Source organism: Phreatobacter stygius, from assembly GCF_005144885.1.
Taxonomy (GTDB): domain Bacteria; phylum Pseudomonadota; class Alphaproteobacteria; order Rhizobiales; family Phreatobacteraceae; genus Phreatobacter; species Phreatobacter stygius.
Genome location: NZ_CP039690.1, coordinates 6,324,798 through 6,346,752, shown reverse-complemented (window position 1 = coordinate 6,346,752; position 21,955 = coordinate 6,324,798). Strand labels below are relative to the sequence as shown.

The 21,955-nt window shown below is 66.7% G+C and carries 23 protein-coding genes; 11 read left to right on the top strand and 12 right to left on the bottom strand.

Annotated elements, in window-relative coordinates:
- Positions 1-25: 25 nt before the first annotated feature.
- Complete coding sequence (gene rpoZ, locus E8M01_RS30015) at positions 26-415, bottom strand: DNA-directed RNA polymerase subunit omega (RefSeq protein WP_136963516.1); 390 nt, start codon at positions 413-415, stop codon at positions 26-28.
- Positions 416-536: 121 nt separating this feature from the next.
- Positions 537-956 (bottom strand): DUF1810 domain-containing protein, encoded by a 420-nt coding sequence (locus E8M01_RS30010; RefSeq protein WP_136963515.1) that lies wholly within the window; start codon positions 954-956, stop codon positions 537-539.
- Positions 957-1,241: 285 nt separating this feature from the next.
- On the opposite strand from E8M01_RS30010, the gene E8M01_RS30005 reads away from it, so the two are divergent.
- From E8M01_RS30005 to E8M01_RS29990, 4 genes are all read left to right on the top strand, one after another.
- Positions 1,242-1,901: a LabA-like NYN domain-containing protein gene (locus tag E8M01_RS30005; RefSeq protein ID WP_136963514.1), complete on the top strand. Its 660-nt coding sequence runs from the start codon at positions 1,242-1,244 to the stop codon at positions 1,899-1,901.
- Positions 1,902-1,915: 14 nt separating this feature from the next.
- Positions 1,916-2,554, top strand: a complete 639-nt coding sequence (locus tag E8M01_RS30000) for a uracil-DNA glycosylase (RefSeq protein ID WP_136963513.1) — start codon at positions 1,916-1,918, stop codon at positions 2,552-2,554.
- Positions 2,555-2,684: 130 nt separating this feature from the next.
- Positions 2,685-2,996 (top strand): hypothetical protein, encoded by a 312-nt coding sequence (locus E8M01_RS29995; protein WP_136963512.1) that lies wholly within the window; start codon positions 2,685-2,687, stop codon positions 2,994-2,996.
- Between the two features lie 167 nt (positions 2,997-3,163).
- Positions 3,164-3,880 (top strand): superoxide dismutase, encoded by a 717-nt coding sequence (locus tag E8M01_RS29990; RefSeq protein WP_136963511.1) that lies wholly within the window; start codon positions 3,164-3,166, stop codon positions 3,878-3,880.
- Between the two features lie 88 nt (positions 3,881-3,968).
- On the opposite strand, the gene E8M01_RS29985 is transcribed toward E8M01_RS29990, so the two are convergent.
- From E8M01_RS29985 to E8M01_RS29970, 4 genes are all read right to left on the bottom strand, one after another.
- Positions 3,969-4,352, bottom strand: a complete 384-nt coding sequence (locus E8M01_RS29985; protein ID WP_136963510.1) for a VOC family protein — start codon at positions 4,350-4,352, stop codon at positions 3,969-3,971.
- A 22-nt stretch (positions 4,353-4,374) separates the two neighbouring features.
- The gene (gene smpB / locus E8M01_RS29980; protein WP_136963509.1) at positions 4,375-4,848 is read right to left on the bottom strand and encodes an SsrA-binding protein SmpB; all 474 of its coding nucleotides are present in this window, start codon (positions 4,846-4,848) and stop codon (positions 4,375-4,377) included.
- Complete coding sequence (gene dapA, locus E8M01_RS29975; protein WP_136963508.1) at positions 4,848-5,735, bottom strand: 4-hydroxy-tetrahydrodipicolinate synthase; 888 nt, start codon at positions 5,733-5,735, stop codon at positions 4,848-4,850. Before dapA ends, smpB begins: the two co-directional genes overlap by 1 nt.
- A 256-nt stretch (positions 5,736-5,991) precedes the next feature.
- Positions 5,992-6,909: a LysR family transcriptional regulator gene (locus E8M01_RS29970; RefSeq protein WP_215908963.1), complete on the bottom strand. Its 918-nt coding sequence runs from the start codon at positions 6,907-6,909 to the stop codon at positions 5,992-5,994.
- A gap of 158 nt (positions 6,910-7,067) precedes the next feature.
- Here E8M01_RS29970 and E8M01_RS29965 point away from each other — a divergent pair, with 158 nt between their 5' ends.
- The 3 genes from E8M01_RS29965 to E8M01_RS29955 all read left to right on the top strand — a co-directional run bounded on the left by E8M01_RS29965 (position 7,068) and on the right by E8M01_RS29955 (position 10,520).
- Positions 7,068-7,664: a chromate transporter gene (locus E8M01_RS29965; RefSeq protein WP_136963506.1), complete on the top strand. Its 597-nt coding sequence runs from the start codon at positions 7,068-7,070 to the stop codon at positions 7,662-7,664.
- Positions 7,661-8,191 (top strand): chromate transporter, encoded by a 531-nt coding sequence (locus tag E8M01_RS29960; RefSeq protein ID WP_136963505.1) that lies wholly within the window; start codon positions 7,661-7,663, stop codon positions 8,189-8,191. The genes E8M01_RS29965 and E8M01_RS29960 overlap by 4 nt, the downstream gene beginning before the upstream one ends.
- A gap of 160 nt (positions 8,192-8,351) precedes the next feature.
- On the top strand, positions 8,352-10,520 hold the full coding sequence (locus E8M01_RS29955) for a lytic transglycosylase domain-containing protein (RefSeq protein WP_136963504.1): 2,169 nt from the start codon (positions 8,352-8,354) through the stop codon (positions 10,518-10,520).
- Positions 10,521-10,534: 14 nt separating this feature from the next.
- On the opposite strand, the gene E8M01_RS29950 is transcribed toward E8M01_RS29955, so the two are convergent.
- Complete coding sequence (locus tag E8M01_RS29950) at positions 10,535-11,017, bottom strand: MarR family winged helix-turn-helix transcriptional regulator (RefSeq protein WP_211596753.1); 483 nt, start codon at positions 11,015-11,017, stop codon at positions 10,535-10,537.
- Between the two features lie 66 nt (positions 11,018-11,083).
- On the opposite strand from E8M01_RS29950, the gene E8M01_RS29945 reads away from it, so the two are divergent.
- Positions 11,084-11,545, top strand: coding sequence for a carboxymuconolactone decarboxylase family protein (locus E8M01_RS29945; protein WP_136963502.1), 462 nt, complete (start codon positions 11,084-11,086; stop codon positions 11,543-11,545).
- A gap of 79 nt (positions 11,546-11,624) precedes the next feature.
- Here E8M01_RS29945 and E8M01_RS29940 read toward each other — a convergent pair whose 3' ends face one another.
- Entirely contained in the window at positions 11,625-13,217 is a 1,593-nt protein-coding gene (locus tag E8M01_RS29940; protein ID WP_136963501.1) for an EAL domain-containing protein, read from the bottom strand.
- A 100-nt stretch (positions 13,218-13,317) separates the two neighbouring features.
- Positions 13,318-15,615: an NADP-dependent malic enzyme gene (locus tag E8M01_RS29935; protein WP_136963500.1), complete on the bottom strand. Its 2,298-nt coding sequence runs from the start codon at positions 15,613-15,615 to the stop codon at positions 13,318-13,320.
- 191 nt (positions 15,616-15,806) lie between these two features.
- Between E8M01_RS29935 and purM the strand changes: the two genes are divergently transcribed.
- Both purM and purN read left to right on the top strand, forming a co-directional pair.
- Complete coding sequence (purM, locus tag E8M01_RS29930) at positions 15,807-16,883, top strand: phosphoribosylformylglycinamidine cyclo-ligase (RefSeq protein ID WP_246088480.1); 1,077 nt, start codon at positions 15,807-15,809, stop codon at positions 16,881-16,883.
- Entirely contained in the window at positions 16,880-17,467 is a 588-nt protein-coding gene (gene purN, locus E8M01_RS29925; RefSeq protein ID WP_136963498.1) for a phosphoribosylglycinamide formyltransferase, read from the top strand. Before purM ends, purN begins: the two co-directional genes overlap by 4 nt.
- A 327-nt stretch (positions 17,468-17,794) precedes the next feature.
- Here purN and E8M01_RS29920 read toward each other — a convergent pair whose 3' ends face one another.
- Positions 17,795-19,900: a molybdopterin-containing oxidoreductase family protein gene (locus tag E8M01_RS29920; RefSeq protein ID WP_136963497.1), complete on the bottom strand. Its 2,106-nt coding sequence runs from the start codon at positions 19,898-19,900 to the stop codon at positions 17,795-17,797.
- A gap of 132 nt (positions 19,901-20,032) precedes the next feature.
- A complete protein-coding gene (gene ndk, locus E8M01_RS29915) occupies positions 20,033-20,458 on the bottom strand; it encodes a nucleoside-diphosphate kinase (protein ID WP_136963496.1) in 426 nt (141 codons plus the stop codon).
- A 266-nt stretch (positions 20,459-20,724) separates the two neighbouring features.
- Here ndk and E8M01_RS29910 point away from each other — a divergent pair, with 266 nt between their 5' ends.
- Positions 20,725-21,090: a hypothetical protein gene (locus tag E8M01_RS29910; RefSeq protein WP_246088479.1), complete on the top strand. Its 366-nt coding sequence runs from the start codon at positions 20,725-20,727 to the stop codon at positions 21,088-21,090.
- A 159-nt stretch (positions 21,091-21,249) separates the two neighbouring features.
- On the opposite strand, the gene E8M01_RS29905 is transcribed toward E8M01_RS29910, so the two are convergent.
- Positions 21,250-21,948, bottom strand: a complete 699-nt coding sequence (locus E8M01_RS29905; protein ID WP_136963495.1) for an aquaporin — start codon at positions 21,946-21,948, stop codon at positions 21,250-21,252.
- Positions 21,949-21,955 lie beyond the last annotated feature (7 nt).

The window sequence follows — 21,955 nt, the reverse complement described above, 5'->3', positions numbered from 1 at the left end:
TCGTCTCGCCAATATGGCGCCGGGCTCACATGCCGTCGTCTTCGTCGGTGTCTTCCGGCGGCTTCAGGCCTTCGAGCCCGCGCAGCAGGTCCTCTTCGCTCATGCGGTCGAGCACGACATCGTCGTCGCGCTGGCTGCCGCCGGCCGAAGCGATCATCGGCACCGCATCCGGCTCCGGCTCGTCGACCTCGACATATTTCTGCAGCGAGTGGATCAGATCTTCCTTCAGATCGTCGGGCGAGACGGTCGCATCGGCGATCTCGCGCAGGGCGACGACGGGGTTCTTGTCGCGATCGCGATCGATCGTCAGCGGTGCGCCGGCGGCGAGCATGCGCGCGCGGTGGCTGGACAGCAGCACCAGCTCGAACCGGTTGTCGACCTTCTCAATGCAGTCTTCGACGGTGACGCGAGCCATCGGTTATCCTTTTGGGGGCGCCTTGCAATGAGGCGGATGTCCGGAAAGCTGGGCTGTATAGCCGTGTCGGGCCGCCGATACAAGTGTTGATGCCGGACCGAGGGATCCGAGGGCGGCTGGCTCATAACCGATCGAGCGTCGCCGGGTCGTGGGTTCCGCCGAAATATTTGGCCAGGGCCTGCGCGAACAGCGGTTCGGCCGGCACCGCATGGGCGAACAAGGTCATCGAGGAGCGGAATTTCAGATCATCGGGACTGCCGAAGATCTCATGGATGGTGCGGCCCTCGGCCCTGGTCACCAGCGCCGTGCAGGTCGTGAGCCGGGGCCCGAGCACCGGATGGGCGGCATAGGCCTCCGCTTCGGCGCGCGAGGCGAGCGCGAAGCGCTGCGCCATCGGGCTGAAGCCGAGGCCGGCGATCTGCGGGAAGATGAACCACATCCAGTGGCTGGTCTTGCGGGCCTGGCCCAGTTCAGCCAGGACCTGCGGATAGACCGGGTCCTGCGCCAGAACGAAATGCCGTAGCGGATCGGTCGCGATCACCAGCGTAACCCTCGAGATTGCGGATGTTGGAGACCGCCGGGACCGGCGTCCCGGTCCGCGGCCCCTGCCCGGTCTGCGCCAGGCCGGATAAGCCGAAGATTTTCCTCGTTATTGCCGTGGATTATGACAGTCCCATCTTGTCGGCGGTATGCTGCATGTTAAAGTCATTCCAGATTTGGCTAAAACTTGCCTCATCGTTTGTTGACGACCCCGTTTGCCGACGCGCGGCTTGCTTTTTCAATGGATCACCTGCCCCGCGCCGCATTGCCTCGAAGGACCGGATCCATGTCGCTCGGACAGGAACGCATTGCGCTCTTCATTGACGGCGCCAATCTCTATGCGACCGCCAAGACCATTGGTTTTGATATCGACTACAAACGGCTGCTGAAGGAATTCCAGAGCCGCGGTTATTTGCTGCGGGCCTATTATTATACGGCGCTGATCGAGGATCAGGAATATTCGTCGATCCGGCCGCTGATCGACTGGCTCGACTATAACGGCTTCACGGTCATCACCAAATCGGCCAAGGAATTCACCGATTCCATGGGGCGCCGGAAGGTGAAGGGCAATATGGACATCGAGCTCGCCGTCGATGCCATGGAGCTGGCACCGCGGGTCGACCATATCGTGCTGTTCTCCGGCGATGGCGACTTCCGTTCGCTGGTCGAGGCGCTGCAGCGCCGCGGCGTCAAGGTCTCGGTGGTGTCGACCGTGTCGGTGCAGCCGGCGATGATCGCCGACGAATTGCGCCGCCAGGCCGACGAGTTCATCGATCTCGCGCATCTGATCCCGCGGGTCGGCCGCGATCCCTCCGAGCGCGGCCAGCGCCAGACCGCCCAGGACATTCCGGGTTTCGTCCGTGACCGCCCGCGCCCGCCCCGGCCGCCGGTCGCCTCGACCAATCCGGCCGCGACCGGGCCGGACGACGACTTCGCCGACCGCTGAGCATCGACAAGCCCATGACAGCGCTTGGCCCCGGGCGTGACTGCCCGCTCTGCCCTCGCCTGGTCGGGTTCCGCGACAAGCAGCGCGCCGCCCATCCCGACTGGCACAATGCCCCGGTGCCGTCCTTCGGCACCGATGATGCACGCCTGCTGATCGTCGGCCTGGCGCCCGGCCTGCAGGGCGCCAACAAGACCGGCCGGCCGTTCACCGGCGATTGGGCCGGCGACCTGCTCTACGAGACGCTGATCGATTTCGGCTTCGCCACCGGCGTCTATGACGAGCGGCCGGATGACGGCCTGACGCTGGTCGATGCGCGGATCACCAATGCGGTGCGCTGCGTGCCGCCGGAAAACAAGCCGACGACCGAAGAGATCGCCACCTGCCGGCCGTTTCTGAGCGCCACCGTTGCCGCCATGCCCCGGCTCCAGGCCATCGTGGCGCTCGGCCGTATCGGTCATGACAGCGTGGTCAGGGCGCTCGGCGAACGGCCGTCGCGGGTTGGCTTCGGCCATGGCGCAACCCACAGGATCGGCCAGCTGACCCTGTTCGATAGCTATCACTGCTCGCGCTACAACACGAATACCGGCGTGCTGACGACGGCCATGTTCCGCGCGGTGTTCCAGGCCGTGCGCGGCCATCTCGACGCGGCCTGACCGGGCCATTTTCCCGGCGCGGCTTTGAACCTTTTCCCAGGTCCAGGACACCCATGGCCGGCCCCGCCCTGTGGCGGGTGGCCGTGGCCTCGCCGGCGCCCTCATGCCGGCCAAGGGAAAGTGCATCGCCATGACCAGCGACTTCAGGCGCATCCTGCGTGTCGCGATCTTCGCCGCAGCCGCCATCGGAACCTTTTTCTGGCTCGCCACCGCGGCGCGCGTGATGGCCATGCCGATCGGGCGCCGCGACGGCTTTGAAATGATCGGCGTCATGCTGGCCACCGCCTATTTCCTCGGCCTCGTCCTGCCCCTGCTGATTCTCGGCATCCTCGGTCGCTGGCTGGTCTTCGGCGGCATCCTCGCCGCCCTGGTGGTCGGCGTCGCCTCGGACACGCTCTGGCCGTGGTTCCCCTGGACGATCTTCGATCTGAGCCGCTCCTGACGGCAATTTCCGTTGCGTTAGTTTCGCTGCCGGATCAGGCTGCCGCCGTGGGGCCGGCCGCGGATGATCACGCGCTCGTGATCACCAGCGAAGCGTCCACTCGAAACACTTGCCGTGTTCCCTCTGCACCTGCCGGCTGGCGGGTTGAAAAAAAACGGGAGACTTCCATGCATCGCCGTCACGCTCTCAAGATCTTCGGCGCCGCCGCCCTCGGCGCGATCCTGCCGATCCCCGCGAGCCACAAGGTTTTCGCTCAGGCCGCGGCCGGCCCCTTTGCACTGCCGCCGCTCGGCTATGGCTATGACGCCCTGGAGCCGAATATCGACACGATGACCATGACCATCCATCACCAGCGCCACCACGGCGCCTTCATCGGCAACCTGAATACCTTTGCCGGCCAATATCCGGCCTTGAAACCCGATGCGATCGAGACCGTGCTGCGCGACCTCGCCGCGGCCCCCGACGCGATCCGCACCGGCATCCGCAACAATCTCGGCGGCCATTGGAACCACGTGCATTTCTGGGAGATCATGACGCCGGGCGGGGCCAAGGAACCGGGCACCGAACTGGCCACCGCCATCAACGGCGCTTTCGGCGATCTCGGCCAGTTCCGCCAGCGGTTCAATGCAGCCGCCGTCGGCCGCTTCGGCTCGGGCTGGGCCTGGCTGGTGGTCGACAAGGACAAGAAGCTCGCCGTGGTCTCGACGCCCAACCAGGACAATCCGCTGATGGACGGCGTCAAGGGCGTGGTGCTCGGCGTCGATGTCTGGGAACACGCCTATTATCTGAAATACCAGAACCGGCGCCCGGACTACGTGACGACCTGGTGGAACACGGTGAACTGGACCAAGGCCGGCGCGAATTTCACCAAGGCCATGGCGTAAGTTCAGCGGCCGTGGCGTCGGCCACGCTTGCAGGACGTCGGCGGTGCTCCCTCACCGCCGGCTTCTAAATTTGTCGAAGAAGCCAGCGCTATATGTTGTTATAGCTCATGAATTCCATCAGTGAGCCGTCCGGGTCGCGAAAATAGACACTGGTCCCGGGCCCCTTGGCGCCATGGCGCGCGACCGGCCCGAGTTCGACCTGGACGCCATGACGGCCAAGATGGGCGATGGCCCCGTCGATCGGTCCGTCCCAGACGAAACAGAGATCGGAATTGCCGGGCTGAACCGGCAGCCGCGCCACCGGTGTCGCCTCGACACCCGGGCCGTGGCAATTCAGCTGGGTGTCGCCGAAGCGATAGGCGAAGCCCGGCCCGCGCGGCACCACCTCGGCGCCGAGCACGTCGCGGTAGAAGGCGTTGGATGTCGCCCAGTCGCCGATATGGATCACGCAATGGTCGAGCTTGATCCACATCGGCTTTCCCTTCGGTCCGGGGCTATCCGCGATCGCGCATGATGCGCGCCTGGTCGCGCTGCCAGTCGCGCTTCTTCTCGCTCTCGCGCTTGTCGTGCAGCTTCTTGCCGCGGGCGAGCGCGATCTGCAGCTTGGCCCGGCCCTTCTCGTTGAAATAGAGCTTCAACGGAATGACGGTCATGCCTTCGCGCTGGACCCCGCCGATCAGCTTGGCGATTTCTTTCTTGTGCAGCAGCAGGCGGCGCGGCCGGCGCGGCTCGTGATTGAACCGGTTGGCCTGCAGATATTCCGGGATATTGCAGTTGAACAGGAAGAATTCTTCGCCCGACGGGCCGGCATAGCTCTCGGCAATGGTCGCCTTGGCGGCGCGCAACGACTTCACCTCGGTGCCGGTCAGCGACAGGCCGGCCTCGAAGGTCTCCATGATCTCGTAGTCGTAGCGACCGCGCCGGTTGTCCGCGATCAGCTTGATATTGGGGTCTTGCTTCGGCGCCATCAGTTCATCAGGCCGGCATGCACGAGCGCTGCCTTCAAGGTCTCCTTGGTGGCCGCGGTGACCGGCACCATGGGCAGCCGGGTCTCCTCCGACATGCGGCCGAGCAGGGCCAGCGCCGCCTTGGAAGGAGCCGGATTGGGCTCGACGAACAGCGCCTGGTGCAGCGGGAACAGCTTGTCCTGCAGCTTCAGCGCGGTCTTGTAGTCACCGGCCAGGCAGGCATTCTGGAAATCGGCGCAGAGCCTCGGCGCGACATTGGCGGTGACCGAAATACAGCCATGGCCGCCATGGGCCATATGGGCCAGCGCGGTGCCGTCCTCGCCCGAGAGCTGGATGAAGTCGGCACCGCAGACCTCGCGCTGCGCCGAAACGCGGTCGAGCTTGGCGGTCGCGTCCTTGACGCCGACGATGTTCTTGATCCGGGCCAGCCGCCCCATGGTCTCGACGGTCATGTCGATCACCGAACGCGGCGGGATGTTGTAGATCAGGATCGGCAGCGCGGTCGATTCGGCGATCGCCTTGAAGTGCTGGTAGAGCCCTTCCTGGTTCGGCTTGTTGTAATAGGGCGTGACATGCAGCAGCCCCTGCGCGCCGGCCCTTTCGGCGTGCTGCGAGAATTCGATGGCATCGACCGTGTTGTTCGATCCGGCACCCGCGATGACCGGCACCCGGCCACGCGCTTCCTCGATCGCCCAGACGATCACCTGCTTGTGCTCATCATGGGTCAGCGTCGGGCTCTCGCCCGTCGTGCCGACCGGCACGATGCCGTGGGAGCCTTCGGCGATCACCCAGTTCACATGGGCGCGGAACGCTTTCTCGTCGAGCTTGCCATTGGAGAATGGCGTGACGAGCGCGGGCATCGACCCCTTGAACAGAGCGGCAGACATGGAACGTTCTCCCGAACGTGGATGAGTTGGAACGACAAGACGCGGCCGAGCGCCACGCATGAAAGGTCGGACACAAAGCCTTGTGACGGCCCGGACGTCAAGCGCAGCGGTATTTCAGCATGACGGCAGCGGCTCGAAGACTCGGACGAACAGCCCAAGAGATACACAAGCGCCGCATAAAAATCCCATGAGGATTTCGTGACCCTCTCATCACCATGCCATATGCAAGCGGTCGGCGAGGCGCGCCGCCGTCGCTTCAGCCGCGGCCTGCGGCCATGTCCCTGACCTGCCCGATCAGGCGCCCGGTCGCCGCCGACAAGGCGCCGGCGCGATAGGCCAGGTGCAGCGGCGCGACCAGTTGCGGCGCGTCGGTCAGGCCGAGATAGGCAATGCCCTCGGTCTCCAGCCGGCGCATGGAGGCCGGAATGATCGAGACGCCGAGGCCCGCGGCGACCAGGCTGAGGGTCGAGGGCATGCGCGGTGCTTCCTGGCCGATACGAGGGCTGAAGCCGGCGGCGCGGCAGGCGGCGATGATCGCGTCATAGAGACCGGGCCCGGTCGGGCGCCGGTACAGAATGAAGGTCTCGCCGGCGAGATCGGCAAGCGCGATGCTGTCGCGCGGCCGGCCGCCCCGGCCCCGCGCCAGATGATGCTGCGACGGCAAGGCCGCGAGCATCGGCTCCTCCAGCAGCGGCTCGATGACGATGCCGGCGGCCTCGCCGGCCGGGGCGCGGACAAAGGCGGCGTCGAGCCGTTCCGCCCGCAAGGCTTCGACCAGCTCGACCGTGCCGCCCTCCTCGAGCAGCAGCGACACGTCAGGCGCGGCCTCGCCGAAGGCGCGGATGGCCGAGAGCACGAAGGGATGGAAGGCGGCCGAACTGGTGAAGCCGACGGCGACCCGGCCGGTCTCGCCGCGCGCGACCCGGCGGGCGGTTTCCAGGGCCCGTTCGAGCTGGGCGATGATGGAACGGGCATCGCCGAGCAGAGCCTGGCCGCTTTCGGTCAGTTGCATGCCGCGCGGCAGCCGATGGAACAGCACCACACCGATCTCCGCTTCCATGGCGCGGATTTGCTGGCTCAACGGCGGCTGCTGCATGCCGAGCCGCTCGGCGGCCCGCGTGACATGGCCTTCCTCGGCAACGGCGATGAAATAGCGGAGCTGGCGCAGATCGATCATTGGCATATCCCAGGGATATGGCAGGGCTTCCAAACATATATTGGACCTGAGCCCTCGGGAGAAGTAGGCCGATTGCGACAGATCCGGTCGCGACCAGCGGCGGCGGGCCGAGCCCTGCCCATTGGCCCGGCCGGTCGCGCAGTGGAACGATGGCCATGACGACAGGCGAAGCTCAAGCCGCGGTTCAACCGGGTCCGCCGACGATCGGCGCGCTGTTCCTGGGCTTTCTCGGTCTTGGCCTGACCGGCTTCGGCGGCGTCCTGCCGCTCGCCCGCACCATGATCGTCGAACGGCGCCAATGGCTGACGGCGGAGGAATTCACCGATCTTCTCGGGCTCTGCCAGTTTCTGCCCGGCGGCAATATCATCAATCTCTCGGTGGCGATCGGCCTGAAATTCCATGGCGCCAGGGGCGCTCTGGCATCGATCATCGGCTTGATCGCATTCCCCTCGGCCATCGTGGTCGGGCTCGGCGTGGTCTATGACCAGGTGCGCGCCGATCCGCATGTCCAGCACATGTTCGCGGGCCTGGCGGCGGCCGCCGCCGGCCTGCTCGTCTCCATGGCGATCAAGATCGCCCTGCCGCTGCGCAACCGGCCGGAAGCCATCGTCGTCGCGGTCCTCTGCTTCATGGCCATCGCGGTGCTGCGCCTGCCCCTGCTGCCGACCATGCTGACGCTGGCACCATTGAGCATTGCCGCGACCTGGGCGATGCGGCTTCGCGCCTCCGATCTCGGGAGGCCCAGGCGATGACCTCGGTTCTGCTCGCCCTTGCGGTCATCTTCACCCAGCTCTCGCTGCTCGCCTTCGGCGGCGGCAATACCGTGCTGCCCGAGATGCAGCGCCAGGTCGTCGATATCCATCACTGGATGTCGGCACGCGAATTCTCCGCCATGTTCGCGGTGGCGCAGGCGGCCCCCGGACCGAACATGATGATCGTCACGCTGGTCGGCTGGCATGTCGCCGGCTGGCAAGGCGTGCTGGTGACCTCGCTGGCGAAATTCGGCCCGTCCTCGATCGTCACCGGCATCGCCCTGGGCCTGTGGCAGCGCTTCAAGGGCAATCCCTGGCGCGCCACGGTACAGGCCGGGCTGGTGCCGATGACCGCCGGCCTGGTGTCGGCCAGCGCCGCCTTGATCACGCAAGCCTCCGACCATGAATGGGTCCTGGCGGCGATCACCGCCGCGGTCGCTTTCGTCACCTTCAAGACGCGCATCCACCCGCTCTGGGCGCTCGCCGCCGGGGCGCTGATCGGCTGGACCGGGCTCGGCCAGACCTGACCGCGCCGGGCCTGTCGTCAACCGCTGCTTAACCAGGTTCGGCGGAAGCCCCCCGTCCCGTTCAGCACTCGTCAAGGAAAACAAACGACAAACGATCACTCAATGGCCGTATTCTGCCTGTGCGGTGCGGCCGTCCAGTATTGCGTATCAGGACGGATCCATGGCGCCGACCGCTGTTTTCCTGCCGCGTCTCACCTTTCTGACCGGCGTTGCCCTTGGCGTCCTGATGCTTGCCGGCCCGGCCTTGGGCCAGGCCAGCGACGGTGATATTGCCCAGCACCTGCTGGAACGGCGCGCGTCCGAAGCCAATGACGGCGAGACCTCGATCGCCGAGCCGGCGGCCGCCGCGCAGCCGATCATCGAAGCGCGCGCCACGGCGCCGGCCGTCACCGGGTCGATCCCGCAGACCGAACGCGCCTGGCGTCCGCAAGGCGACAATGGCGGCCAGGTCGATGTCGCGGCGCTCGGACGGGTGATCGCGGCGGCCAAGGCTGGCCGGGTCGATCAGGCCACCGCCGGCCGCAACGCCTTGACCGACCCGATCTCGCGGGCCATCGCCGAATGGGCCATTCTCCGATCGAACGAAGGCGTTGGCTTTGCCAGGCTTTCGGCCTTCCTGCAGGCCAATCCGGGTTTTCCGGCGGCCCAGCGCATCCGGCTGCGCGCCGAGGGCGCGCTGCTCGAAGAGAATATCGACGGGGCGACGGTCCGGGCCTTCTATGCCACCCGCCAGCCGAACTCGGCCAAGGGCAAGATCGCGCTCGCCATCGCCCTGAAGCGCGGCGGCGACGCCGAACGCGGCAACCGGCTGGCGCGCGAGATCTGGCGCCGCGACGATCTCTCCGCCGATACCGAGCAGACCTTGCTCACCGCTTTCGGCCCGGTGCTCGGCGCCGCCGACCACAAGGCCCGGCTCGACCGCATGCTGCATGCCTCGCAGGACGGCACCGCGATGCGCGCGGCGCAGCGCCTCGGCGCCGGCCAGGTGGCGCTGGCGCGTGCCTTCCTGGCCATTGGCGCAAGGCGATCCAATGGCGGCGCCCTGCTCGCCCAGGTCCCGGAAACGCTGCATCGCGATCCCGCCTATCTGTTCGCCCGGGCGCAATGGCTGCGCCGCGAGGACCGGGCCCAGGAGGCGGCCGCCATCCTGATCGGCGCGCCGCGCGATCCGGCGCTGCTCGGCAGTCCCGAGGACTGGTGGACCGAACGGCGCGTCATGGTGCGCAAGCTGCTCGATGCCGGTGACGCCCGCACCGCCTATCGCGTCGCCTCCACCCATTCGGTCCGCGAGGGCTCGGCGCGGGTCGAAGCCGAGTTCCATTGCGGCTGGCTGGCGCTGCGCTTCCTCAACGATCCCGCGGCCGCGCTGCGCCATTTCGAAGCCGCGCGCCACGCCTCGCATACGCCGATGTCGCAGTCGCGCGCCTTCTATTGGGTGGCCCGCGCCCAGGAAGCCCTGGGCCATCAGGGCGAGGCGCGCCGGGCCTATGAGGCGGCAGCGCGGCATCCAACGCATTATTACGGGCAATTGGCGCGCGCCAAGCTCGGCATCAACGACCTGCCGATCCGGCGGCCGGCGGAAGCAGCCCCGGTCAGCGGCCCGTCGGCGCGGGCGCTGCGCATGCTCTACCAGCTCGGCGAGCAGGACCTTGCCCGCGCCATTCTGGCCGATCTCGGCCTGCGCGCCATGGACACCGGCCAGTTGCATGCGGCAGCCGAAGTGGCCGCCCGCAACAACGACGCCAAGGGCGTGCTGATCCTCGGCAAGCTCGCCAATAATCGCGGCCTGCCCTTCGACATCCACGCCTTCCCGACGATCGGCATTCCCAGCTATGCCCATGTCGGGCCGGAGGTCGACCGCGCCGTGGTCTTTGCCATCGCCCGGCAGGAATCGACCTTCGACCCGCGCGCCGTCAGCCATGCCGGCGCGCGCGGCCTGCTGCAACTCATGCCGGCAACGGCGCGGGCGACGGCCCGCACCTATGGCGTGGCTTTCGACCAGGGCCGGCTGATCACCGATCCCGCCTATAATGCGCGGATCGGGGCGGCCCATCTCGGCGAACTCGTGGCCGAGTTCAACGGCAGCTACATCATGACCTTCGCCGCCTATAATGCCGGGCGCGGCCGGGTGCGCGAATGGGTGCAGGCCTATGGCGATCCACGCGATCCGCGCGTCGATCCGATCGACTGGGTGGAGCGCATCCCGTTCACCGAAACCCGCAATTACGTGCAGCGCGTGATGGAAAACGTGCAGGTCTATCGGGCACGCCTCGGCGGCGGCTCCGGCCTGCGGATCGAGGCCGATCTCAGGCGCGGCCGGGCGAACTGAGGCCGCACCGGCCCTCAGCGTTTGCCCGCCTGCCGGTCGACCGCAACCGCCACCAGCCAGCGGCGGATGATCCGCTCGTCCGCCTCCGACAGGCCCTCCGACAGTCGCTGCTCGGTGTCCTGGACGCGTAGGCGGCAGCGCGCCAGCAGATCCTTGCCGGCGTCCGACAGGCTGAGCTCCTGGATCCGGCCGTGCACCGCATGGGCCTTGCGCGTGATGGCGCCGGCCCGTTCCAGATTGGCGACGATGACACTCAGCGTCTGCGGCGTCAGCATGGCCAGCCGGGCGAGATCGGCATTGGACAGGCCGGGATAGGCGCCGAGCATGGTCAGCACCAGGAATTGCGGCAGAGTGGCGTCGAGCTCGCCCAGCGCCCGCTCCATGCGCAACCGGTGCGCGGCATTGGCCTGGCGCAGCAGATAGCCGAGATAGCCCTCCTCGCCACGCTTGCCTTCGCCGACATCCGGCGGCGGGATCAGGTGCGAAGGCTTGTGCATCATATCAGCGCTCTTATATGTTGTTCGTGTTCTGACACTATTCCACCCCTGTCCAAAGAGCCAGTCATGTCCGCATCCGCTGCCCGCCTGACCCAAGCCCAGTTCATCAAGGCGGTTCCGAAGGCCTATGCCGCGCTGCGTACGCTGAACGCCGAGCTGAACGGCCTCGGCCTCGATCCGACGCTGGTCGAACTGGTCAAGATTCGCGCCTCGCAGATCAATGGTTGCGCCTACTGCGTGCACAGCCACCTGAGCGACGCGCGCAAGATCGGCGTGCCCCCGGCCAAGCTCGACCTGCTGGTGGCCTGGGCGGAAGCCGGCGTGCATTCGCCGCGCGAGCGGGCCGCGCTCGCCTGGGCCGAGGCGATCACCGGCCCGCCCGGGCCCGGCGCCACCGATGCGGCCTATGCCGCCGTCCGCGAACAGTTCGACGAGGCCGAGGTCGGCGCCTTGACCATGGTGATCGCCACGATCAACGCGCTGAACCGCATCGCCGCCTCCATGCGTTACGCACTGCCGGTGGCGTGAGGCTGGCGAGTGGCGATGACGCAAAACGCGCAGCGCGTAAACCCTCTCCCGCGAAGACGCGGGCGAGGATCAGCGTGCATCACCCCCGCAGGGTCATCCGCTTCGGTGGTTCGCTGGTGGTGGCGGGCTCCATGGCCTCGACCAGCTGAATGAAGGACGAGCCCGGCAGGGGCGGCGCGAAGACATACCCTTGCGCGCTGCGGACGCCGCGGCGGCGCAAGGCCTCGACCTGGGCGAAGGTCTCCACGCCCTCGGCGACCACGTCCATGTTCAGGTGCGCGGCCAGGTCGATCAGGCTGTCGACAATGGCGGTCGACTGGCGCTCGGCGCCGAGCGCATCGATGAACAGCTTGTCGATCTTCATGACGTCGACACCGAGCTTCAAGAGATAGCTCATGCCGCCATGGCCGGTGCCGACATCGTCGAGCGCGACCTTGACGCCCATGCCCTGGAACCGCGCGATGATTGCGCGCGCGGTGTCGATATCGTCGAGCGGGTCGCGTTCGGTGACCTCGAGCAGCACCTGCGAGAGCTGGATGGCAGACGCCCCGAAAATGGTGGCGACATCGGTGATGATGCCGTCATGCTTGAAATGGGCGGCGCAGAGATTGAAGCCGCATTTCAGCTTGGGGCGGGCCGAATAGGTCGGGCCGAGTTCCTGGGCGGCCTGGCGCATCAGGGCGAGCGTCAGCGGGAAGATGAAGCCGGATCGTTCGGCCTGGTCGATGAAGGCGCCGGGCGAGACGATGCTGCCGTCGGGTTTGCGCCAGCGCACCAGCACTTCGCAGCCGAGGATCCGGCCGGTGTCGATATCGAGGATCGGCTGGTAGTGCGGAATGAACTCGCCATTGTCGAGCGCGTCCTGCATCTCGGCCATGGGGTCGGCGTCGCGGCGGGCGGCGATCACGATGAGCGCGCCGACGACGAGGCCGAGAACCGCCGCCGCCGCGGTGGCCAGGCCAATGATCCAGAGCCGCGCCTGGCGCCAGTCGGCGCGCGACGCGGTGATCGCGATCTTGACCGGAAAGCGCGGCGAGACACTGTCGAGCCTGGCGTCGAACGGCCCGTTCCGGCCTTCGTTGCGGGAGATCAGCAAGGCCGAACCCTCGCTGAGATTGACCTCGATCCCGAGCCGGTCGCCCTGCCCGTTGACCTCCTGGAAGGGCGCGAACAGGCCGGCGGCGACCAGTCCGCCGAAGATGGCCCGCTCATGCTCGCGCCAGACCACCCGGAGCGCCCGCCCCTCGGAACCGAAGGCCACCACCGAGCCGAGCGAGATGCGCGGATCGCGCGTCGGCAACAGGTCCGACAGCGGCGAGATCCTGACGAGTTCGCCAATATTGTTGCAGAGCACCGCGCCATCCGGCGCCAGCACCGCGACTTCCTTCAGGACCGGTGATCCGAAAGCCAGGACGCGCAGCGCCTCGCGATCCCTCAGATTGCAGCTGTTGGCGCGCCTGAGCGCGGCTTCCTTCAACGTCACCACCGAACGGTCGATGGCGTTTTCGACGCGCTGGACCACCAGCACGGCGGTGCGCTGGAGATGGGCCTGCAGCTCGCGCTCGACATAGGCTTCGGCGCCGAAATAGACGGCGACAGGCAAAAGCACCGCGACGGCGGTCGCCGCGATCCAGATCAGGCCTTTCGCCCCCAAGCCCGCGGTCAAACCCACCCCACCGATCACTGCCGAATCCGCCGCGATTTGGCTGGATCGCACAAGGATATCGGCAGATTAGGCAGTGCGTCTTAATGCTCTGTTGACTGCCCTACGGTCAGCCGGCGGGTAATTTCGCGGCTTCCTGGGCCTCGACAACGGCCAGCGCCGTCATGTTGACGACGCCGCGCGCGGTGACCGACGAGGTCAGGATATGCGCGGGCTTGGCTGGGCCAACCAGGATCGGGCCCACCGGCAGGGCGTCGGCGAGCACCTTGATCACCTGGAAAGCCGTATTGGCCGCAGCCATATTGGGCATGATCAGCACATTGGCGACGCCGGTCAGCTTGGAATGCGGGAAGATGCGCTCGCGCAGTTCCGGCAGCAGCGCCGTGTCGGCATGCATTTCGCCGTCGACCTCGAGGCCGGGCGCCCGTTCCCAGATCAGCTTCAGCGCCTTCTGCAAGGTTTCGGCATCGGCATCGTCATGGCTGCCGAAATCGGAGTGGCAGACCAGGGCGATCTTCGGCTCCAGCCCGAATCGCCGGACATGCTCGGCGGCGGTGACCGCCATATTGGCGATCTGTTCCGGCGTCGGATGGGCGTTGACATGGGTGTCGGCAATGAACAGCGGCCCCTTCGAGGTGATCAGCAGCGATAGCGCGGCCAGTCCCTCGCAATCGTCGTCGAGCCCGATGACCTGGCGGATATGGCGCAGATGCGTGTTGAACCGGCCCTCGACGCCGCAGATCATGGCGTCGGCATCGCCGCGCGCCAGCGCCACCGTGGCGATCGCCGAATTGGACGTGCGCATGATGGTGCGCGCCGCATCCGGGGTCACGCCGCGCCGGCCGACGCGCTCGTGATAGGTCGCGACATAGTCGCGATAGCGCGGGTCCGACTGCGGGTCGACCAGTTCGAAATCCTTGCCCGGCCGGATCGACAGGCCGAAACGCTCGAGCCGCTGCTCGACCACCGCGGGACGGCCGATCAGGACCGGCAGGGCCAGCCCCTCCTCGACCACCACCTGGGCGGCGCGCAGGATCCGCTCGTCCTCGCCCTCGGCATAGATCACCCGCTTCGGCGCCTCGCGCGCCTTGTCGAAGACCGGCTTCATCAACAGGCCGGAGCGGAAGACGAAACGCGACAGCTCGGTCCGATAAGCATCGAAATCGGCGATCGGCCGGGTCGCGACGCCGGTATCCATGGCCGCCTTGGCGACCGCCGGCGCGATGCGCAGGATCAGCCGCGGATCGAACGGCGACGGGATCAGGCTGCCGGCGCCGAACGTGCCGACTTCGCCGCCATAGGCGCGCGCCACGACATCGGACGGTGCCTCGCGTGCAAGACCCGCGATGGCGCGGACGGCGGCGAGCTTCATCGGCTCGTTGATCGCGGTGGCGCCGCAATCGAGCGCGCCGCGGAAGATGTAGGGAAAACACAGGACGTTGTTGACCTGGTTCGGAAAATCCGACCGGCCGGTGCAGATCATGGCGTCGGGGCGCGCCTCGCGCGCCACGTCGGGCATGATCTCCGGGTTGGGATTGGCCAGCGCCATGATCAGCGGGCCCTTGCCCATGCGCTTGACCATGTCGGGTTTGAGCACGCCGGCCGCCGAGACGCCGAGGAAGATGTCGGCATCGCCAATGATATCGCCGAGGGTGCGGGCATTGGTGTCCTTGGCATAGACCTCCTTATAGGGGTCCATCAGCTTCTCGCGGCCCTTGTAGACGACCCCCTCGATATCGGAGACCCAGATATTGTCGGTCTTGGCGCCGAGCTCGACCAGCAGGTTGAGGCAGGCGATGGCCGCCGCACCCGCGCCCGAGGCGACGATCTTCACGTCCTCGATACGCTTGCCCATCAGCGCCAGCGCATTGGTGACGGCGGCGCCGACGATGATCGCCGTGCCGTGCTGGTCGTCGTGGAAGACCGGAATGCCCATGCGCTCGCGCAGGCGCCGCTCGATCTCGAAACATTCGGGCGCCTTGATGTCTTCGAGATTGATGCCGCCGAAGGTCGGCTCGAGCGCTGCGATGACATCGACCACGCGGTCGACCTCGCGCGCGTCGATCTCGATGTCGAACACGTCGATGCCGGCGAATTTCTTGAACAGGACCGCCTTGCCCTCCATCACCGGCTTGCCGGCGAGCGGGCCGATATCGCCGAGCCCGAGCACCGCGGTGCCGTTGGAGATGACCGCGACGAGATTGGCGCGAATGGTCAGTTCGGCGGCTTGCGCCGGGTCGGCGACGATCGCCTCGCAGGCGGCGGCCACGCCGGGGGAATAAGCCAGTGCCAGATCGCGCTGATTGCCCAAAGGCTTGGTGGCCTGGATCTCCAACTTCCCCGGCCGCGGCAGGCGATGATAGATCAGCGCGCCGGTCTTCAGATCGTCGGTAATTTCCTTGGACATGCACCCCTCCAATGACGCGGTCATGCGCTTCTGGTCTTGCCGGGTCAACCTTCCGATATTCAAGGCTGGCCGGAAAGCCGGCGTCGCCACGCAGGACCTTTGCCGAACAGGAAAAAGCCCATTCGGGCCGCTTCGCCGTTGCGAGCCGGGCCCGAGCGGGCTATCCGAACGGTTCAACGGGGATCAGCCACGTGACCGATAAGCCGAAAACCTCAAATGGCCTGACCTATGCGCAAGCCGGCGTCGATATCGATGCCGGCAACCGCCTGGTCGACATGATCAAGCCGCTGGTGCGCGCCACCGCGCGGCCGGGGGCGGACGCCGAGATCGGCGGGTTCGGCGGCCTGTTCGACCTGAAGGCGGCCGGGTTCAAGGATCCGGTGCTGGTCGCCGCCAATGACGGCGTCGGCACCAAGATCAAGATCGCCATCGAGGCCAACCGGCATGACACGATCGGCATCGATCTCGTCGCCATGTGTGTCAACGACCTGGTGGTCCAAGGCGCCGAGCCGCTGTTCTTCCTGGATTATTTCGCCACCGGCAAGCTGTCGCCGGAGGCCGCGGCCCAGGTGGTCAAGGGCATTGCGCTCGGCTGCCGGGAAGCCGGCTGCGCGCTGATCGGCGGCGAGACCGCCGAAATGCCCGGGCTTTATGCCGAGGGTGACTATGACCTCGCCGGCTTTTCGGTCGGCGCCGCCGAACGCGGTACGCTGCTGCCCAGGCCGGATGTCGGCGAAGGCGACGTCGTGCTGGGCCTGGCCTCGTCCGGCGTCCATTCCAACGGCTATTCGCTGGTGCGCAAGATCGCCGAGGTCTCGGGCCTGCGCTGGGATGCGCCGGCGCCCTTCGCCGAGGGACAATCGCTCGGTGAAGCCCTGCTGGTGCCAACCCGCATCTATGTCAAGAGCGTGCTCGCCGCGCACCGCTCGACCGGCGCGATCAAGGCGCTCGCCCATATTACCGGCGGCGGCTTCGTCGACAATATTCCGCGCGTTTTGCCCAAGGGGTTCGGCGTCGCGGTCGACCTGTCGGCCGTGCCGGTGCCGCCGGTGTTCGGCTGGCTCGCCAAGGTCGGCGGCCTCGACCAGGCCGAGATGGTCAGGACCTTCAATTGCGGCATCGGCATGGTGGTGGTGACGGCGCCGGCCGACGCGGAACGGCTCGCCGCAACCTTCCGTGAGGCCGGCGAGACGGTGGTCACGCTCGGCCGGGTGGTTGCCGCGGCGGAAGAGCCGCTGGTGACCTTCAGCGGAGCGCTGGCGCTGTGAGCCGCAAGCGCGTCGCGATCCTGATCTCCGGGCGCGGTTCCAACATGGCCGCGCTGATCGAGGCCGCCAAGGCCACGGATTATCCGGCCGAAATCGCGCTGGTTCTGTCCAATGTTCCCGGTGCCGGCGGCCTCGACCTCGCCGCGGCCAATGGCATTGCCACCGCGACCGTCGACCACAAGAGCTTCGGCCGCGATCGTGAAGCCTTCGAACGGGCGGTGCAGGCCGAGCTCGAAAGCCATGCCATCGACATCGTCTGCCTTGCCGGCTTCTTGCGCATTCTGACCCCCTGGCTGGTCGGCCAGTGGCAAGGGCGGATGATCAATATCCACCCAGCTCTTTTGCCGGCTTACAAAGGCCTCGACACCCATGCGCGCGCGCTCGCCGACGGCGTGACGCGGCATGGCGCGACGGTGCATTTCGTGGTGCCGGAAATGGATGCCGGACCGATCATCCTGCAGGGCGAAGTGCCGGTTCTGCCTGGTGATACCGCGGAAGCCCTGGGCAAACGGGTTCTGGCGGTCGAGCACCGGATCTATCCGGAGGCGCTCCGCATGATCGCGACCGAGTATAAGCTGGTCTGAGCTCCGGACTCTCCCGAGACGGCGACCGGGTCGCTGAAGCGATCCGTGAGGTGGAAATCGGCGGGCATTCAATTAGCCGGCTTTTTGATTCGCGGCAGATGCGACGAATTTGCACAGCGGTCGGCCGTCCTTCGAGGGTCGCTTCGCTCCCACCTCAGGATGAGGGAGGTGGAGTATCGCATTGATGTTCCTGGCGACACTCGCCCCTCAAAGAGCATCCGGCACCACCTCCGATGCCAAACCCAACAGACCTCATCCCGAGGTGGGAGCGAAGCGACCCTCGAAGGACGGCTAACCTCGATGCAGGGCTCGTCGTGCAGGCCTGCATCACCCGACCGGCCTGATCCAGGCCTTGTTGTCGTGGAAGGCGGCGCCGCCGAACGGCGCGACCGCATCGGCGCCGGTCAGCACATTGATGCCCTGGCCGTTCTCATGCGCCGAATTGGGCCAGAGCCCCTCGGCGATCAGGGTGCCCGGCCGGGTCTGGTCGGTGACCTTGGCATGCAGCACCAGCTGGCCGCGCTCATTGCCGAGTTCGACCTTGGCGCCCGGCGCGATCGACAGCCGTTCGGCGTCGACCGGATTGATCATCACTTCCGGCCGGCCTTCGCGCTTTCTAGAGGAGGGCGTCTCGGCGAAGGTCGAATTGAGGTAGCTGCGCGAGGGCGAGGTGGCGAGCTTGAACGGGTGCTCGGCATCCGGCTCCTCGGTCACCTCCCAATGGTCGGGCAATGACGGCATTTTGTCCCAGGGCCCGAGCGTGCCGATATTGGCGTTGGGCACATTCGGCCAGTCCGGCTTGAACTTGAACCTGCCGTCCCGGTAGGCGAAGCCGTTGATGTAATGCGCGTCCTCGAATTTCGGCTGGACGTCGCGGAAATTGGTGGTTTCCAGCTCGGCCAGCGTGCCCCAGCCGGAATGCTGCAGGGTCCAGTCGATGATTTCGCGCGGGCTCATGGTGAACCCCTGGTGTTCCGCGCCGAGCCGTCTCGCCAGCTCCGAGATCACCTGGTGATTCGACCGGCATTCGCCGGGCGCCTCGACCAGTTTCAGGCCGAGCATGATGTGCTGGTGGCCGCCGCCGGCATAGAGATCGTCATGTTCCATGAACATGGTGGCCGGCAGCACGATATCGGCCATCCTGGCCGTGTCGGTCATGAACTGCTCATGCACCACGGTGAACAGGTCGTCGCGGGCGAACCCCTTGATCACCTTGCTCTGGTCGGGCGCGACATTGACCGGATTGGTGTTCTGGATCAGCAGCGCGGTGACCGGTGGCCCGTCGCTGCCGTCCGGGCGCTTCAGGGCCTGGCGCTCGCCGGTGAGAATCGGCCCGATGCGCGACTGGTCGAGGATGCGGATCTTGGGATCGCGGGCATCCAGCCCCTCGATCAGCGATTTGCGCCAATGATAGATCGCGCCGTTGTTGTGGAAGGCCCCGCCCCCCTCGACGGCCCAGGCGCCGGTCACCGCCGCGATGCAGGACGCGGCATGCATGTTGACGGCGCCGTTGCGCTGGCGGCCGAAGCCGTAGCCGAGCCGGAAGAAGGTCTTCTTGTTCTCGCCGACCAGCCTGGCGAAGGTCTCGATCTCGTCGACGCTCAAGCCCGTGATGGCCGCGGCCCAAGCCGGCGTGCGCGTCCGCAGATGCTCCTCGAGCTCGACCGGCACGTCGGTATAGCGGGCGAGATAGTCCCGGTCGGCATGGCCGTCGCGGAACAGCACATGCATGACGGCGCAGGCGAGCGCGCCATCGGTGCCGGGCTTCACCACCAGGCTGAGATCGGCCTGTTTCATCGTATCGGTCTTGTAGACGTCGATGACCACCACCTTGGCGCCGCGGTCCTTGCGCGCCTTGATGGCATGGGTCATCACATTGACCTGGGTGGACACCGCATTGGTGCCCCAGATCACCACGACATCGGCCAGCGCCATTTCGCGCGGATCGACGCCGGCGAGCTTGCCGGTGCCGGCAATGAAGCCGGACCAGGCCATATTGGTGCAAATGGTCGAGAAGAAACCGGAATATTTCTTCACATGGCGCAGGCGGTTGATGCCGTCGCGCATGACGAAACCCATGGTGCCGGCATAATAATAGGGCCAGACCGTTTCCGAGCCATGGCGGGCTTCGGCCTCGAGCAGCCTGGCGGCGGTGATGTCGAGCGCCTCGTCCCAGGAAATACGCTGGAACTCGCCGGAGCCCTTGGGGCCCTTGCGGATCAACGGATGCAACAGCCGGTCGGGATGGTAGGTGCGCTCGGCATAACGCGCGACCTTGGCGCAGACGACGCCCGCCGTGTAGCTTTGCCTGGCATCGCCATGGACACGGCCAATGGTCCGGCCGTCGATCACTTCGATATCGAGCGAGCAGGCCGACGGGCAATCATGCGGGCAGGTCGACTGGCGGCGTTCGATACGCAGCGGCGCATTCATCGGGAGCTCCGGATCTGGCAAGCCCCTGACCGTGGATCGGCCTTGGGATCGATGACGAGCCTAAGCCATATCGCGGAAACGAAAAAGGCGGGCCCTGGGCCCGCCTTGACGCATGCTGTCCTGCGAAAAAGATCAACCCGAGATGATTTCGTTCTCGGAGAAGAACTGGGCGATCTCGAGCTTGGCGTTGTCGGCCGAGTCCGAACCGTGCACCGAGTTCTCGCCGACCGACAGCGCGAACTGCTTGCGAATGGTGCCCTCCGCGGCCTGGGCCGGATTGGTCGCGCCCATCACTTCGCGGTATTTGGCAATGGCGTTCTCGCCCTCCAGCACCTGCACCACGACCGGCGCCGAGACCATGAATTCGACGAGCTCGCCGAAGAACGGCCGCTCCTTGTGCACCGCATAGAAGCGGCGGGCCTCGGCCAGCGACATCTGAATGCGCTTCTGGGCGACGATCTTCAGGCCGGCGGCCTCGATCAGGGCATTGATCCCGCCGGTGAGGTTCCGCTGGGTGGCGTCCGGCTTGAGGATGGAGAAGGTGCGCTCGATGGCCATCGACTGTTCCTTGAAAAGATGGGGATTGGGATGAGGTTGGCGCGCTTCTAGCAGTGCCTTAACCCGCCCGCAACGTCTTGGGCCCGGCAACGTCTTGGGCCCGGCAACGTCTTGGGCTTCCCGACGGCGCTGCGATGAACCCAACATGAAGCGATGGATCAGAAGGCGTTCAGCGCGCGGCGGCTAGCTTCTCTCACAACGGCTGAGCGATGTCGCCAAGCCGCCGAATGAAGCCGCCTCTCGCGGCCGCCTTTTGGAGAACTATAATGCGCAAGCTCGCCCTCACCGCCATCGTCGGCCTTGCCGCCCTGACGGCAGTGGCGTTGACGCCATCCAAGGCTGACGCCCAGGTGTCCATCGGCATCGGTGTCGCCACTCCCGGGCCCTATGTCCCGGTCCAGTATTACGGCGGCGGCGGCGGTTGGGATCGCCCGCATCATCGCCACGGCGGCTGGGACCGCCCGCATCATCGCCACGGCGGTTGGGGCGATCGCCCGCATTACCGCCCGCATCACCACTATCGTCCCTACGGCTTCGGCGGCGGCTACGGCCCCCGGCGCTGCTGGGTCGAGCGGCGCTGGGTCGAGACCCCCTGGGGCGCCCGCCCGCGTGACGTTCGCATCTGCCGCTGAGGCACAAGAGTAGTCGCGCGGGTTGTGTCGCCCCACCCGGCCCGCGCGAAGTCGGCCCGTCGCCCCGGTTGATCCGGAGCGGCGGGCCTTCTTGTTGCATGGAGAACCCGCATCCGGACGGATGCGAGGTGGCGCGAAGCCGGACGCATCGCGCCCGGATCAGGCTTCCAGCGTCTTCGACTTGAACAGGGCGCCGGCGACCGCGCCGGCAAGGGTCGGCACGATCAGGAACATCCAGACCTGGGCGAAGGCGGTGCCGCCGACGAACAGGGCCGGCCCGAAGGACCGCGACGGATTGAGCGAATTGCCCGAGACCGGCACGAAGGCCAGATGCAGGATGGCCAGCGTCAGGCCGATGGCGAGGCCCGCGACCGGCGTCGCGCCGGCCTTCGAGGTGGCCCCCAGAATGACCACGACGAACAGGAACGTGGCGACGAATTCGGCGATGATCGCCGAGGTCATCGAATAACCCGACCAGCCGGTCTGGCCGAGGCCAGCGGTTGCGACGTCATAACCGCCGGTCTTGCCGGTCAGCGTGACATAGAGGATGGCCGCCCCCACGATCGCGCCGAGGAACTGCGCGATGATATAGCCGGGAACTTCCGAGGTCGGCATGCGTCCGGCGACCCAGGCGCCGACGGTGACCGCCGGATTGATGTGGCAGCCGGACACCGGGCCGATGCCATAGGCCATGGCGGTGACCGCCAGGCCGAACGCCAGGCCAATCGGCAGGATCGCAAGCGAGGCCAAGGGCTGGCCGCTGCCCAAGGCACCACCGAGGCCACCCAAGGTGATCGCGCCGCAACCGATGATCACCAAAGCTGCCGATCCGATGAATTCGGCAAGATACTTCTTCATAGAACCG